Here is a 15,726-nt window from a genome sequence, read left to right on the forward strand (position 1 = left end):
TATTTTATCATTGGTTTGTCAACAATTTCGTAAATGTCACCTAACCTCAATTCTTTTTACCCGTGTTTTGGCTCCACCATTTCTATCATCATCATACTCCTCAATCTCAACTAGTATTGTACTGCCGTTTACAAGACTATTATGAGACACTAGATGCGGGGGAATGTAAGTATTGTTATCCCCAAAATCTGGTTTAAAGAATGCAAAACCTTTGTCGCTATTAAAATTAATTACTTTTCCCGGTATTAAATCTGTTACTGTTTCAGCGATATTCGTCTTTTCCCTATCCATTAACCTCCAGTTATTAGCCTGAGGACTTGCGTCAACATACATTTTAAACCAAACAAGAACATCCATCAATTGAAAAAGAATACTCCTAAAGAGATAGGGCGTTTTCACAAGCTTGACGTGCATATCGACATCAGATCGATGAGAACCGGACTGAGTCACATGCAATATAACTCGAATACAATATGCAATCTGTCGAGGGAGATGTGTTTCTTCAGAATGCTCATACCCCTTCTCGATGAAATATTTGTCCTTATCTGACTTTCCAGCTAAAAACCTACTGCATTCATTCATGGCTATGGACGGACTAACAAACTCGGTGGGCAACAAATTATATTTGTGAAACGCCACGAAAAGATCTTCCATAACCTTTCTAACACTATTGAATGAGTTTCCTAAGTTCAATTCCTCAGTAACTTTCAAAAGACTCAATAAGTCCTGACCCGTGACTTCGCCGAGATAACGCTCAGTACAAACATCAAAAACTCTTTTGTAAGAATGCCTTATCTGTGTATCTAGCTGGCCATCCGCAGCTGTTTTCATGTCATGAAAAAGACGAATCATATCATCATCGTTCCCCTTGTCATATACGTTAATAAAGACTTTTTTGAAAGTTTTGTCTCCATATGCCTCTGCCTGTCCCGTTAACACAAATATTTCAAATTTCTTTGGCAGTTGAAGAATTCGTTCTTTTGCCCGAAAAGACGCGGATGTATCCTCTGTACCTGCTGCATCATCTTCATTTATAAAAAATTTGGCATCTAAAAGCACTCCATCATAAAATGGAAAATTGCGCTCAAGTTCACTCATACCACCATCCAATGACTTAAAGGAAACTAAGTTAATATTATTACGTTTCGCTCTGCCTTTTGTACCTGACAATGCTTCATGTTCATCATCAATCCAGAGGACATTATAAACAAGTTCTTCCATTTAATTCAAAAATTTTATTGGAAACTGAAATTTGAACTTTACTGGATAAATTGGGTCTTCTTCAAGAACCAATTCCCAATTTTCGTCACTAAAATATTGGGCTATACGATTTATATCATATCCACCGATACCACTTCCCGACTCGGGATTAGCAGTGGAATATTTGCTTATAAATTTCTCCTTGCCGAAATTTTTCAGAAAAGGAATACCATTATTTTTAATCTCAAGAAGTAATTGATCTTCTGTTTCAAAAAGCTCAATTACTACTTCATTAGCATTATCTATCTTAGGAAACCCATGCTTGTCTGCATTTGTTAAAACATTATCAACTAATGATTTTAAAAGTATCAGATTACACTCAATTCCCCGCTCTTTGAGTTTCTCACTCTCTATCAATATTTTCCTTAATTTAAATTTAAAGCCATTATGAGTAATACTATTTATTAGCGAATTAATGTCAGACAATGGCACTAGCTGCAATGGATAATCGCTCATAATAAGTCCATTCTCACCTTTCCCTAAAATCTCAGACATGAAATTTATATCTCGTTTGATTTCGATAAGTGCTGAAATCATGTCGATATCATAAAATTCTTCAAATTCTTTGTTTAAATGAGTGACGTCTGATTTTTTACTGTTTAAAAAATGTAGTAGATTATCTGTCCAATCCATTATATTCTGCCTGGGTCTTCCCAGTGTATGTCTCAAAGAGGCAAACTCATTAAACCTTGAAGTTGAGTTTCCATGTGCTAAGGCATTTCTTTCCTCTAATAGTGATCTTATTTTATTAGACAACTCGTCTAGGCCTTGTACTTTCGCAATCTGCTCTTTAATAGAAGGAAGTTTAACCTTTATCTTTAGCAAATCATCTCGCCTAATATAGGGTATAACATCTCCAAGTCGGTAGGACTCTAATTGTGCTTGAACATAATCTGAACGAAGTTCATTAACGAGATATTGCGAATTGACTAATGTTTTATTTACCGTAAATGCAAGTATATCAGATGACAATAAAATGGATTCATATTGATATTCGAATAATGTAGGCTTTAATGTTTTCCATCTAACAGCAAGAAGCAAAGCCGATTCGTCTACAATACGAAAATTATGTGGTTTCAATTTAGAAGTTTCGATCGACTTCTCATCTAAAAAAAAGTCAAGCCTGTTATCTTTTAGATCTCTAATTCTTACAAGTTTACCATTTTGTATACTATTATTTCGAGAAGCGTGCACATACTCTAATATCTCACCAAGCTTAACCCCTTCAATCTCGTTTTGAAAATATCTTGCTACGTTTAAATTATAACCAAAGTCTCGTATCTGCTTAACCGCTACAAACTTTACAAAATCAGATGCATCATCGCTTCTCATCATAGAGATCAATCCAACATCATTTAACTTTTTTTCCCTTAAGCCTACTGACTCAACACAGCTCCTTGCGTCAACGAATTGTATTTGACCAGGTTTATCTTTAGCCCTATTAAGCACAAGCACGACCAATGGTATTCCTGTATCAAATAACAATCCCCCTGGCAATGAAATAACAGATTCTATCAAATCATTCTCAACCAACCGTTCTCTTAGTCTTTGCTCTGAACCACCTCTGAATAAAAAACCATGTGAAAGTATTAATATCAGTTTACCTTGTTGAGTTAATAAATCAACCCCTTTGTCAAGAATAAATTGCTCGATACTTTTATACAAGCCTCCTGCCTTAGCATGCATATCTGACATTCTCACATTGAAAGGTGGGCTAGCAACTATTAAATCGAATTTTTCCTGCTGCGGCCAATTTGGAATAGAATTTTCATTAACATAGGCAGTTTTATCAAATTTTTCATATGCCATAAGACGAAGCATACCTAACGCCCAAGTCTGATGATTAATTTCTTGCCCCAGATAAGTTTGGCTTTCACCTAGAAAAACCGCATATGACGCAACTCCCGCGAATGGGTTAAAAACATTAGCGTCTTCCTTAAGATTGGCCAATTTTAAAATAAAGCGAGTCAGCTGATATGGCTGCATAAGGCTATTACCAAGTCTACCTCGTGACTGAGCAATTCGGTATAAAGTACTATCAAACACTTCCGTGAAATGCTTTTTTAGCAATTGCAAATCAATATCCTTCATCCACTGAAGAACAGTAACCAGTTTTGAATTACTTATACTTTCTAGCGAGTTCCCAAAAGTTTTAAAGATATCTAAATAGTCAGTCGGTTGCACAATGCTTTTTTCGCGCAGCCTCGATTCAATTAAACGCTTGATTTCATCTGGTGATGAAAGAAGGATATCCTCAAGGAGTCCGTCTTTGTAAACAGACAATAAAAAGAGAACAAAATAATAATCATCAGTAGGAAGCTCACCTCTTAAAATATCAAGAAGTGACCATACCTTATTTATGACTCCATTAACCGAATCAACATTTTCAAATCTTTGTTCGTTCATGATTCTAGCAATTCAAATTCCATTGACATTTTCAATTATACTATTACACCGCAGATGTCCATATCAGCCTATTTCATCAAACACCAAAGGCCTCTACCAACATTTTAGTCTATCTCAACTATCATACTTTTCCCATATCTATGCTTTAATTCCCTGAACTCAGGAGACAGACCAAATCCAACCCTCTCAAAATCGAACCATACAATTCATTTCTTCTATTCTCAAAAACTCATGCCGGTACCTAAATGACCACATATTAACAATATTACATTATTAGTTTACCATTTTCAAATTTCTACTTTGCTTAGATAGCGATTTGACGATTTCGTCGCTACGCTTAAATTGGGGATCACAGTAAGTTTAAACGCTGCCGATACGAAAAAATCTTTCATACACCAATCATTCCCCAAACGGCATCGTTATGAAAAAAAACAATCGCGGTACTAAAGTTATGTATATGGCTAACGCCATGCCCCTGAAGTACAACATTATTTTGAGATCATGTTCATTGACTTAAAAGTACATATCTCTTTCCCTTCTGATTCTTTAACACACGCTGCCATCAATAACTGCGAAGTATTTTCATTTAAACAGAATGACATCATACTGGACCGTGCCGGTACTGCTATTTTTGTATTAAAGGGCTGATTACCAGAAAATATATAAAAGACATTATGGAGAAGGCGAAATAGTTCTTTGCTGAACATGATATGATCATTTCGGTTAAAAGCTTCTTTAACCAGAGTTCAGATAAACTGATTGCCAAAGAGTCCACCATATGCCTGCTATCTCCTGGGAAAAACTAGAAGATATTTACGATGCCTATCCTGAATTCAACAGAGTGGGTAGAAAGCTAAGGCAATACTACTATGAGTTTGCAGAGGAACGGGGCATGTGGATCAATTATAGCGCAGAAGAACGTTACAATTTGCTTTTTAAAGAATATTCAAAGCCGGAGAACCAGATCATGGATACTGATCTAGCCTCCTATCTCAGTATCACCCAGTAGTATTTATAAAAATGTATAACTTATAAGTATTATTAGGGTCCACATAAATAAACCCAAACTGCCTCAGTTAATTCATCTTCGACATTTATGGCTGCTTCTAAAACCTCTGCACGCATAGTTTATCCTCTATCCAAAATTATTTTCCGTTTTTAATTTATTAATCTCCCATTTTAAAGTAATTTGTTATTAATAATCTAGAATAAATTTGATTTATTATATTCGAAATATCCTATTCATTTCTATAAAATCCATAACAACAAAGTGATGTACGAAAGCTTTGTAGATATATTTAAAAAAATAACTCGTTGGAAAATCGTTTTGGCATACCTGTTAATCTTCCTTATCATACTACTCTCGCCATTAAGGATAATACCGGATTATTTGAAATTAGGGCATTCTGGAATAGCTTGCAGACTTCTGCAAGCTTAAAAAGGGGCTTGTAGGTCATTCCCGGAGTTTCATAGATTGGTTGAGCGGGCTTGCTTCTTTCTACATTTGTAACTTCTTCCCGGATAATGAGTCTAATCCGTTGCCAGTACTGATCAGGCTCAAAGGGAAACAACATGGGGGTTACAGCTCTTTCAATTTGCACATTTTCTTTCATAGGCGACAAACGTACGCCTGTGGGCAAGTTGAAAAAAACTAAGTATACTTAAGACTAGGTATTAACGCAAAAAAGGGGCTTCATGCCCCTTTCAACTTCATTTCCAACCCATCCAGCAGCTTAATAGCTGGTGGGTAGCCCAATTTCTCAAAGTAAACCTTTGCAACGGCTATACCCTTTACTATTTCTGCCCGTTCTTTTGGGCTGAGAGTTTTGGGGTGTATAACCCTACGAAGATTTTCTTTAATGCTGTCAGTATCCACACCAGTTAATCTGTTTATCATCTGAGCGGACAAAGCATCACTAGCAATCCTTTCGACACCGGCTGTCTTGAATAAAGCATAAAGAGTGACGGTAAGGGCTGGAATTTTCGATTGGGTCTTAGCACTCTTTGTCTGAGGTATTTCAACTTGCTCCCTTTTGTGGTTTGCAATCAACATTTCTAACTGCGGAAGGAAGGCTGATGAAAAGGAAGGTAAATAGATAAAAAAGTAGACAATCCCAAAACTTACGGCCCCTATCATGCACAGTACAGATAAGTAAAGTAAATTGAAATAAGAACTAAATGGTAAAATAATGAGTAGAGCAATGGCGAATAATGATAGGAAGTGATAAATCACATGTCTATACCAGTAATAAGCGACTAGCTTCCTTCGTGTGCCTTCAATATTCCAACAAGGAATAGTTGCCGTTTGTTTTTTGTGAATTGTACGGATTAATAACAGATTATAGGCTAAATTAAGGGGAGATCAAACGTGGCAAAGGATGCCAAACGCTGCAAATTCTTTCTCATGACACAAATCCTTTTATTAAATATAAAAAAAACACTTTAATCTAATACATATATTATAAAATAATATGATTTTCAATCACAAAAAGTGGGAAAATATTTCTACATTAGCAAGGTGAATGGTTAAAACCACCCCTAAATCTATATTGCTTCCATCATGTACATTTCGAGAGTCACTCTGGTTAATTACCGGAATTTCAAAAATTCCATTTTTAAATTTAATAAAGGAATAAATACTATCATCGGTGAAAACGGATCAGGAAAGACGAATATTTTTAAAGCTATTCGACTACTCTTAGACGACGACATGATGAAATTTGCATATAAGCTTCAAGAAAGAGACTTTAACCGTAGCATCCCAAACTGGCGAGGACAGTGGATTATCATCAGTATTGAATTTTCTGACCTTACAGCCGATGAATCAGTTCAGGCACTATTTGCGCACCAGACTGGTGATATTAGGGGAAACGCAACTGAACGAGCGACGTACAATCTTTTCTTCCGCCCTTCAGTAAAGATAAGAACACAGCTTTCGGAACTTGAACCTGGTGACAGAGCCGGTTTGGAAGCATTACTAAGCACCATCACGATCGATGATTATGAAACAGTTTTTACGGGAAAGAGTACTGCTGATTTCTCTGATCCCGAAGTCGTTAAAGAATTAACTGGCAATTTTGAGGCAGTTGATTTCAATGTCGACTTCGACGCATCTAAATTCGGCATAAGAATTCCCCACCAACTCGCTGTGGCAAAAAGCATAAATTTTACATTTATTAAAGCACTGCGCGACGTTGTAAGTGATTTTCATAACAATAGGGCAAACCCATTGCTCACTCTTCTTAAAAGTAAAGGTGAAGAATCTGATCCGGCTGACTTTCGGGACATATCCGAGGCAATAACAAAGCTTAATGAAGATATTGAAAACCTTGACGGTGTAAAAGAAATTACTGGCGATATCAAAACAACCATAAAAGAGGCGGTCGGTGAAACCTATTCCCCATCCAAGTTGTCTATTAGATCCAATTTACCTAACGATCCTGAACGACTACTCCAGTCCTTGGGATTATACATTGGTGAAGCTGATGAAGATTATGAAGGTGAAATTCATGAATTAAGCTTAGGGGGAGCAAATCTGATCTTCTTAACGTTAAAACTGCTAGAGTTTAAAGCAAAAAAAAAGCATGAGCGTATTGCCCATTTTCTTTTGATTGAAGAGCCGGAAGCGCATCTTCATACGCATATTCAGAAAACACTTTTCGATCATATTAAATTCGAGGATACTCAAGTTATCTATTCAACCCATTCGACTTTTATCTCAGAAGCTTCGAACATAGATAATGTAAACATACTTGGTAGAGTAAAAAACTATGCAGAAGTTTTTCATCCAGCCACAGATCTGGCGTCAGAGAAAAAAATGAAGCTACAACGTTATCTTGATGCGATCCGAACCAATCTTTTGTTTGCAAAGGGGGTCATTCTAGTTGAGGGAGATGGCGAAGAGATTTTGTATCCTACTCTTATACGAGAAATTTTCGGCCTCAGTCTAGACGAATTAGGAATTAGCGTAATTAATATCGGCAGTACAGGATTCGAAAATGTTGCGCAGATCTTCCATCCTATTCGGATACGTAGACAATGCGCAATTGTAACTGATCTTGATGAAGCTCACCGCCCCTTTACAGAACTTGTAGACGACAGTCCTGAAGAAAAGAAAAAAAAACAACATCTAGCTGCCGCAGAAATCGCTGGCGCGCGCCGTCGTCAGGCACTTGAAATACTTTGCAACGGAAATCCCCATCTTCATCCATTTTTCGCTACCACAACATTTGAAATTGAGCTTCTAGAAGTAGGAAATACGGTTGAATTTTGCGCGGTCGCGCAGGAATGTTATGCCGAAAGGAATTGGGAACGCTTCAACAGGGAGCTAACCTCAGAACATCGTTCTATTTTTGGTGAACGAGCATTATCACTTGCTAATGAGCTGGGGAAGGGATGGTTTGCATTAAGCTTCTCAGGAAAAATAACATGGAAAACCTTTATTCCTGACTATATGCTGAGCGCGCTTATTTTTGCAAAGGGAAATTTCTCAAGGCAGACGATTTCGAACATTGTCTCATATAGAACAAAAATGGCTAAGAGTGAGGATGATGAACTTGAAACTGATGTCCTAAAAAGATGCACGTCACAGTTTATTGCAGGAAATGCAACTATTGTAGAGTTACGCCAATGTGTTGACGATTTATTACAAGATGTTCAATTAACCTATTTTTTACGCAAATGTGAGGAAAATGAGGCTGTGGGATAAAGACGTTTTAAACTCAGAACAAGAAGATGCTATATTTTGCCCAGGGAACGTATTATTGGTCGCTTGTCCCGGATCTGGTAAAACACGCGCCTTAACTTATAAGATCGCATACGAACTCGATAGGTTAAATTCTTCGACTAGAAGTGTCATCGCTATCACTTATACCAATGCAGCCGCAGAGGAAATAAAAGAACGTATAGAGCTTATAGGGGTTGATACTAATAGGCTTTGGATTGGTACAATCCATTCATTCTGCCTTGAATGGATTCTTAGACCCTACCATCACTTGCTGGAAGATTTCAAATTCGGTTTTAAGATAGCCAGTCCGCACGACTACGAAGATCTAATGGATGAGATTTGCCGCCCATACCAAAATCCGCAAATCAGAGCGGGGCAATGCGGCTACTATTATACATCAACTAATATGGTTATATCGGATTCCAGCATAACTAGGCGTCCAAAAATAGAACGAATCTTAAGAAGCTATCACGCTCGCCTAATCGAAGAAAGAACAATGGACTTTGAGATGATCCTCTATTACAGCCATCTAATTATTGTGAGCTTTCCTGCGGTTGCAAAAATATTAACGCTCATCTTTGCTCACATATTGGTTGATGAATATCAAGACACAAAAGAAATCCAGTATTCAATTTTAACAAAAATCATATCCGCAGGACATGGCCGCACTCTTGCCTTCATCGTCGGCGACCCTAATCAATCTATCTATCAAAGTATGGGCGGGTACTCTATGAGTATCGAAGAACTCATACAACGATCGGGAGCGCATTTTACTGCAAAATTTTTGACAGGCAACTACCGTTCATCTTCGGAAATTATTGAATATTTTGATCACTATAAAACAACTGATAACGTCATTGAACCGCGTGGTGTGCATCATTCCTATGAAAGCAAAATCACCTACAATAGCACCGTTGAACTGAATGATCTAGTAGAAGAAATAACAAGATTAATCACTGTCAATGTAAATGTACTTAACATATTTCCGGAAGAAATTTGTGTGATAGGACCGCGATGGATTCCACTCGCATTATTGACTCGGGCTCTAATGGTTCGGATGCCGGAATTTAATTTTAATGGCCCAGGTATGGCTCCATTTGCCCGTGATTATGATAATTTCTTTTTCAAACTATGCCGAATAGCACTCACAGAACCATCACCTGACTTGTATGTACGGCGGCTTAAATGGGCTGGGGAAATTATCGATGAGTTGACAAATTTAGGTTTTAACTGTAGCAAAATCACAGCAAAGATGCTGCTTAAAACGGTAAATCAAATTACGATAGAAGAGAACAATGGAATAGAATATTTGCGTCTCTTCTTTGATAGTTTTTTAAACCACTTCGACATCCACAAACCTTCATCAGCGCAATTAACAGCACACTATGAAGCTTTCTTCCGCGCATCGGAGCGTCGGATTCAATCTCTTCTTAGAGAGGGGCAAGATTATATCATAACAATAGAAAACTTTCGACGTGTCTTTCGGCAAAGAGACGGCATAACCGTTTCAACTATCCATGGTGTCAAAGGCGCAGAGTTTGATACGGTAATAGTATTCGCCCTATTGGAGGATTATGTTCCCCATTTTTCCGATGGCGATCGCGATGGCTCCGCGAAAAAAACACTTTACGTGGCCTGTTCGCGGGCAAAACGAAATTTACATCTAATTTCTGAACGTGGGCGCCCAAGAGCCGCATGGCTAGGAGGTCATTATGAACCTACTACCGTACTACATAACCATGATTTTGATTACGATGTCTTTTAGATATTTAGGATATCGATGAAAAAAAACGAACTCACCTGGTGTAGCTGCTAATAAGAAATACCAGTAGCCCCGTCATTATGAATTTGTCGTTATTTGACAAGAAATATAAATTCACTGTCTCTTATCATTACCAACGATCCATTGAAGCAAAAAAAGTAATACTTTTGAGAGGATAAGCCAATCCAAATAAAACTAAGTAAACCGAAGCAGCGATTTCGCACTTTGATAGACTAACAAATAGACCAAAAACAAAAAACCCGCGCAGCACGCAGGTTTCCCGTTTCTCCAGTGATCCCCTTGGGACTCGAACCCAAGACCCATACATTAAAAGTGTATTGCTCTACCAACTGAGCTAGGGAATCATCCTTTCCCGTTTAACGGAGTGCAAAGATACAATTTTCTAAATTACTTCCAAATTTTATCGCCTTCATTTTTAATATTTTATCTCAGCAACATTAATCACATATAACGGGAAAGGCTATACATCAGGGATTAAACTTCGCATCCAGCATCTTCATAAAGTACCCTCCCACCACGCTCCTGGCCTGGAAACCAACCATCTTGCCATTGGTGGTTTCGTGCCAGTCGCTGAGTGGAACACGTGTAGTCGTGCCAGTTACATACGTGGTCAACGGCGCTACAAATGCGTTAAAATCTTTCGCGTTATCGGTGAGCACAGCGGTCCACATAATCCAGTCGGATTTGGTGTAGGTTTTCCGGCTGTCCAGTGGTAAACCGTATTGCTGCTGTTTAGTAAGGTAAAAGTTCGTTTCTTTTTTGTACACGGAAGCCGGGAATAAGTCGAAGTGGAGCACTTTGTCCCATACCATGTTGTACTTCTGGCTCCAGGTGTTTTTGCTTTCGAAAGCAAGACTGAAATGATCGCCATCATCGGCGAGTTTCACCCAGTTGGCGGCCATTTCCTTTGCACTCTTTTCGTATTTATCGGCAATGTCGTTGTAGCCAAGCTGGCGGGCCATCATGGCGTAGGCGCGGATACCGGCAATAGCTTTGAGCGAGAGGTTGGTATTACGTGCCAGGTGACCGGCAAAATCGTCGGTGCACAGCTGGTTAGCAGGATCGAAGCCTTCACGCTGGAGGTATTCCGCCCAGGTGGTGAGTGTTTGCCAGTGTTTTTTGGCGTAGTCGGCATTGCCTTCTGAGCGGGTAATAGCGCCGGCGAGAATCAGCATGTTGCCGGATTCTTCTACCGGCATGCCTTCACCGTAGGCCTGGCCGTTGGCGAGTGGGTAGGTACCCAGGTCATGTGCGGCGTAGGGCTCTTTGAATTTGCCACTTTCAGAAAAATAGAAAATGCCATTCATCATGCCTTTTAACAGATCGGGGTTATAGATCAGGAATAAGGGGGCAGATGGATAAGTGATATCTACCGTATTGATACAGCCGTTGCTGAAGTTCTCTTTGGAGAGGAAAAGGATTTCTCCCTGCGGGCTCTTCACCAGTTTATGCCCGGAAACCGCTTGTCTGTAGGCCAGTTCGCAGAGTTTGGCGTATTCATCGCCACCGGCTTTCACGGCATCATCATGCAGCTGCTGGTTAAATTTCGTACATCTGTCAATGATAGAGGCGTAGTCGGTGTAGGCGGTGTTGAGTTGTTTGTCGATGGTTTGAGTAGCGTCGTTTTTCCACCAGGCTTTCAGGTTGGTCTGGAAGTACTGGAGGGCGAACAGATCGTCGTAGCCGAGCAGGAACACCTGTTCCTTAGGCGTAGCGGCAACAGCGCCCAGGTTCACGGCCGTGCTCAATACGAGTGCCTTGTCTTTTTTGGTGCTGGCGGTGGTACCGCTGGCAAATGCAGCCATGGCGTCGCCGGGTGTGCTGATATATTGAATGGGGTGTGCGGCGGTAGGTGCGGCTACATACATATAGCCCCAGTCGATGCGCAGGTCATCCCCTTTCTTTTGCAGTACAGGTTGTTCTTTGGTACCGGCTTTCAGAATGGAGAGCTGGCCGTTGGTATATTTAGAGGTCACTACAGGCTGACCGGGTGTATTCACGCTCACATTGGTGGAAGCGCCAAAGTACACCTGTACCTGATGCGGGGCGTTATCGTTGGATACTACTTTATAGGAAATATACGATACCGGCCGGGAAATCAGCATCAGGTCGTCCATCAGCAAGGGCGAGGTGAAGGTGAGCGTCACATCTGCCTTGCCGCAGGTGAAGTTGTAGCTGGTTTGTGTGGCGTTGATGTTAACGGCGGTTTGCACGGCGGTTTCAATGCCTTTGTTACCGGGTGCGGGCGCCAGGCGGGAAATACCTGCGTCCAGGAAAGCGCCGCCGGCGGTGTTCAGGATCTGGATGGCCAGTACATTCCCTTTTTTCTTCAGCTTACTTTTAATGGGGCGGTAAATGTATTGATTCAGCCAGCCTTCATGGGCGTATATCTCTTCTCCGTTGAGGTATACTTTTATATTATCATCATGGGAGATTTTCAAAAACAGGTCGGTCGCAGATACGTCTCCGGCGTCGAATACACGGCGGGTCCAGAGTTCACGGCTTGTCCAGTGGGTGCCACCGGCGCTTTCATTATCGCTGAATGGCGCTTTGCCGGTTTTCCAGGCTTTATCATCGAAAGATGCCTGCATCCAGTCGGCGCCGGGTGCCGACTCTGTGTATTTCACGGTGTAGGCCTGCTCTTCGCTGGTGGGCGCAATGCCCGTATAGCTTTGCTCCTGCTGGCCCAGTATGCGGTAAGTAACGCCGTCTACTTTTACAAGGCCGGTGAGCGATTGTGAAGCCCCGGTCCAGTGTTTGGTAGCGCTGGCGGTCAGGTCATCGGTGGCGGACCAGATACTGAAATAAGGATCGTGCGTGATCAAAGGATAAGCCGGAGCCTTCTGTTGTGCTACGGCACCGCTGCCAATGGCCAGCAGCGCTAAAATTGCAAGTTTTCTCACCATAACGGGATTTAAGCGTAAAAAGTACAGTTAATAAATGTATTACATTTTTTGGGTGAATCATAACCGTTCATAAAAAAAGCACCCTCAGGGGTATATCTGTACGGAACGCGAATGGTACTAGTGAGGACAAAAAAAAAGCGCAAACCCTACTCCCGCCTTGGAGGCCCTGAGAAGCCTTGTCAGTACGTTTTCGGATCTGCGCGTATCTTAAATTAATTAAATACCGTGCATGTAAGGAGCGCAAAAATACACTTTTACATGAAATTCTATTTTTTTTCTTCTAAACTTCCTTACAATCCTGCACCCAGCCAGCTATCCGGCACGGGCTGCAATTTGCTGCCATTTACACTGTATTCCAGCTTCAGCGTATAACCGCCGCCGCCTTCTACAAAGGCCACCCGGATAGGGTGCCAGCCTTTCTCCAGGGCAATCTGCCCGCTTTTCTGGAGCGGCGCATGCCAGCCATCATTGTTCACCACTTCCTGGTCGTCGATGTAGAGGATACCGCCGTCATCTACCGTGAGATAGAAACTATAGATACCGGTAGCAGGTACGTTAATATAGCCGTATATGCTGGCCCCAAACGGCGCCCCTTCTTTACCCATACCATCCGGGATTACGGTGTTGCTTACACGGATGGAGCTGTCGGCGGTAGCCTTCAGCTTCGCAGCACTTTTGAAAGTGCCGTTGAAATAATCCAGTTTCAGACCGGGCCGCGCATCTTTTACCACGGTGGGTTTGCGGTAAGTTTCCTGGCGGTAGCGCAGGGTGTAAATATCGCCCCGGTTGCCCGCTGGACTGAAAGCCGCCAGCTTGATCGTTTGCGGCGCACTGATCTTATAATTGGCCGGCATCACTTTCGATTGTGCACCCGGAAGCGTGCCGTCGGTAGTGTAGCGGATAGTCATATCCGTTAGTGGCTTCTGCACTTTCAACGCTACCGGTTCTACAAATACGTTGTCTTCCGTAAAACCATCCAGGTCAGGTAGGCGGTAATGTACTCCCAGCAGATCCAGGCGTTTGTATTGTTCGTTGAGGCGTTGCAGGTAGCTGTCGTAGTTGGAGCGGTTGGTCCACAGTACTTCCGCCAACGCGGTCATACGGGGCATCACCATATAATCTGCCCGTTGCTCGGAAGGGATGTATTCCGTCCAGAGATTAGCCTGCGCACCTATGATATGTGTGGCTTCGGAAGGCGTTAAGCCTTTCGGGATGGGTTGGAAATGATATACATTGTAGATGGAATTACGATCCGGTACCGCATCAAAATACAAAGGGTTACCGGGCGTCATGATCACGGTGTTACCATGACGGGCAGCTTTGATGGGCGCATCAGGCACCCAGGCCCGCCAGTACATCAGCACCGCCGTAGGACTGATACCACCTTCCAGGATCTCGTCCCAGCCGATCAGCGTTTTACCTTTGGAATGGAAAAATTTCTCCATGCGCTTCACGAAGTAACTCTGTAATTCTTCCACGGTTTTCAGGTTGTTGGCCTTCATCACATCTGCACAAAGCGGGGAAGCCGCCCAGCTGGTCTTTTCCACTTCATCCGCCCCGAGGTGAATGTATTTGGAAGGAAACAAAGCAGCAATTTCGCTGAACACATCTTCCGCGAAAGTAAAAGTAGATTCGTTGCACGGACAAATAGGCGTAGAAAAGTTCTTGCCCCAGCCAATCTCGCCACTGCAAGCCAGGAAAGGATACGCCCGGATCGCCGCCATCATATGGCCCGGCATATCTATCTCCGGGATAATTTCTACCTGCCGGTCAGCCGCATAACGGATGATATCCTTCATCTGCTCCTGTGTATAGAAGCCGCCATACATGGTTTTACCATCTTTCTGCACCAGGTGCTTCGGATCAATGGCCATATCCGGATTGGTGGCCGCCATTTTCATACAGGCAGAATCCTGGTTGTTCAGTTCTCTCCAGGCGCCCTGCGAGGTGAGCAGCGGGTACTTCTTTATTTCAATGCGCCAGCCCTGATCATCTGTCAGGTGCAGGTGCAGCTTGTTCATTTTATACAATGCCAGCAGGTCGATGTATTTCTTCAGGTAATCTATGGAGAAGAAATGACGGGACACATCCAGGTGCATACCACGCCAGGCATACGCCGGATGGTCTTTTACCAGCATGGCCGGGATGCTGATTTTCTTCGCCTTCGGTGCACGTGCATTTTCTATCGCCGCAGGCATCAGCTGGCGCAGCGTTTGAATAGCACGGAAAAAACCGGTACCGGTACGGGCGGTAATGAGCAACTGCGTGGGTGTTACGTCCAGCGTATAGTCCTCCTCTCCTGCCAGTGCGGGATTCTGCTGCATTACAATAGCGCCTTTCTTTGCCACCGGCAACGACTTACCGAATGCCTGCGTGAAAAGTGCCTGTAACTGGGCTGTTTCTGTAGAGAAATCTCCGGGAACTACCAGGCCGGTAGCGGGAGTAATCACAAATGATCCGGACCGTTCCTCCAGCTGCTGCGGATATGGAATCAGCGGGTAGCGCACCGATTGCGCGAAAGAAGCCTGCAGCAGTAAACACAAAGCACCTGCAAGCCAGCAAATTTTTCTCATAAAAATTGTCTCGTTAAAACATCGTTCACAAAGGGCAAACCTAATAAGAAACCGGGCGGCTTCCAAATGCTA

The 15,726-nt window shown here is 42.0% G+C and carries 9 protein-coding genes and 1 tRNA gene; 4 read left to right on the forward strand and 6 right to left on the reverse strand.

All coding sequences use genetic code 11. The annotated features are described in order from the left end of the window. Positions 1-36 precede the first annotated feature (36 nt). The gene (locus BMW79_RS21710) at positions 37-1,221 is read right to left on the reverse strand and encodes a S1 domain-containing protein (RefSeq protein WP_089898042.1); all 1,185 of its coding nucleotides are present in this window, start codon (positions 1,219-1,221) and stop codon (positions 37-39) included. Beyond that, the gene (locus tag BMW79_RS21715; RefSeq protein ID WP_089898044.1) at positions 1,222-3,666 is read right to left on the reverse strand and encodes an N-6 DNA methylase; all 2,445 of its coding nucleotides are present in this window, start codon (positions 3,664-3,666) and stop codon (positions 1,222-1,224) included. 501 nt (positions 3,667-4,167) lie between these two features. Here BMW79_RS21715 and BMW79_RS33945 point away from each other — a divergent pair. Continuing rightward, on the forward strand, positions 4,168-4,314 hold the full coding sequence (locus BMW79_RS33945) for a hypothetical protein (protein ID WP_177192280.1): 147 nt from the start codon (positions 4,168-4,170) through the stop codon (positions 4,312-4,314). Positions 4,315-4,444: 130 nt separating this feature from the next. Beyond that, the gene (locus BMW79_RS21720) at positions 4,445-4,675 is read left to right on the forward strand and encodes a hypothetical protein (RefSeq protein WP_089898045.1); all 231 of its coding nucleotides are present in this window, start codon (positions 4,445-4,447) and stop codon (positions 4,673-4,675) included. Positions 4,676-5,359: 684 nt separating this feature from the next. Here the strand turns inward: BMW79_RS21720 and BMW79_RS21730 are convergent. Next, complete coding sequence (locus BMW79_RS21730; RefSeq protein ID WP_089898049.1) at positions 5,360-5,803, reverse strand: hypothetical protein; 444 nt, start codon at positions 5,801-5,803, stop codon at positions 5,360-5,362. 423 nt (positions 5,804-6,226) lie between these two features. Between BMW79_RS21730 and BMW79_RS21735 the strand changes: the two genes are divergently transcribed. Beyond that, complete coding sequence (locus tag BMW79_RS21735; RefSeq protein ID WP_089898051.1) at positions 6,227-8,374, forward strand: ATP-dependent nuclease; 2,148 nt, start codon at positions 6,227-6,229, stop codon at positions 8,372-8,374. Beyond that, positions 8,358-10,157, forward strand: a complete 1,800-nt coding sequence (locus BMW79_RS21740; protein ID WP_089898053.1) for a UvrD-helicase domain-containing protein — start codon at positions 8,358-8,360, stop codon at positions 10,155-10,157. The genes BMW79_RS21735 and BMW79_RS21740 overlap by 17 nt, the downstream gene beginning before the upstream one ends. Before the next feature lie 289 nt (positions 10,158-10,446). On the opposite strand, the gene BMW79_RS21745 is transcribed toward BMW79_RS21740, so the two are convergent. The 3 genes from BMW79_RS21745 to BMW79_RS21755 all read right to left on the reverse strand — a co-directional run bounded on the left by BMW79_RS21745 (position 10,447) and on the right by BMW79_RS21755 (position 15,654). Then, a tRNA-Lys gene (locus tag BMW79_RS21745) sits at positions 10,447-10,519 on the reverse strand. A gap of 123 nt (positions 10,520-10,642) precedes the next feature. Then, complete coding sequence (locus BMW79_RS21750) at positions 10,643-13,081, reverse strand: glutaminase family protein (RefSeq protein WP_089898054.1); 2,439 nt, start codon at positions 13,079-13,081, stop codon at positions 10,643-10,645. Between the two features lie 290 nt (positions 13,082-13,371). Next, positions 13,372-15,654 carry a family 20 glycosylhydrolase gene (locus BMW79_RS21755; protein WP_089898055.1) on the reverse strand — a complete coding sequence of 761 codons (2,283 nt, stop codon included), beginning with the start codon at positions 15,652-15,654 and terminating at the stop codon, positions 13,372-13,374. Positions 15,655-15,726: the final 72 nt, after the last annotated feature.

The organism is Chitinophaga arvensicola, from assembly GCF_900110835.1.
GTDB lineage: Bacteria > Bacteroidota > Bacteroidia > Chitinophagales > Chitinophagaceae > Chitinophaga > Chitinophaga arvensicola.

Bases quoted from the DNA above. Each gene is read 5' to 3' on its own strand.
- BMW79_RS21710 (WP_089898042.1), bottom strand. From the start codon at position 1,221: ATGGAAGAACTTGTTTATAATGTCCTCTGGATTGATGATGAACATGAA.
- BMW79_RS21715 (WP_089898044.1), bottom strand. From the start codon at position 3,666: ATGAACGAACAAAGATTTGAAAATGTTGATTCGGTTAATGGAGTCATA.
- BMW79_RS33945 (WP_177192280.1), top strand. From the start codon at position 4,168: ATGTTCATTGACTTAAAAGTACATATCTCTTTCCCTTCTGATTCTTTA.
- BMW79_RS21720 (WP_089898045.1), top strand. From the start codon at position 4,445: ATGCCTGCTATCTCCTGGGAAAAACTAGAAGATATTTACGATGCCTAT.
- BMW79_RS21730 (WP_089898049.1), bottom strand. From the start codon at position 5,803: ATGATAGGGGCCGTAAGTTTTGGGATTGTCTACTTTTTTATCTATTTA.
- BMW79_RS21735 (WP_089898051.1), top strand. From the start codon at position 6,227: ATGTACATTTCGAGAGTCACTCTGGTTAATTACCGGAATTTCAAAAAT.
- BMW79_RS21740 (WP_089898053.1), top strand. From the start codon at position 8,358: ATGAGGCTGTGGGATAAAGACGTTTTAAACTCAGAACAAGAAGATGCT.
- BMW79_RS21750 (WP_089898054.1), bottom strand. From the start codon at position 13,081: ATGGTGAGAAAACTTGCAATTTTAGCGCTGCTGGCCATTGGCAGCGGT.
- BMW79_RS21755 (WP_089898055.1), bottom strand. From the start codon at position 15,654: ATGAGAAAAATTTGCTGGCTTGCAGGTGCTTTGTGTTTACTGCTGCAG.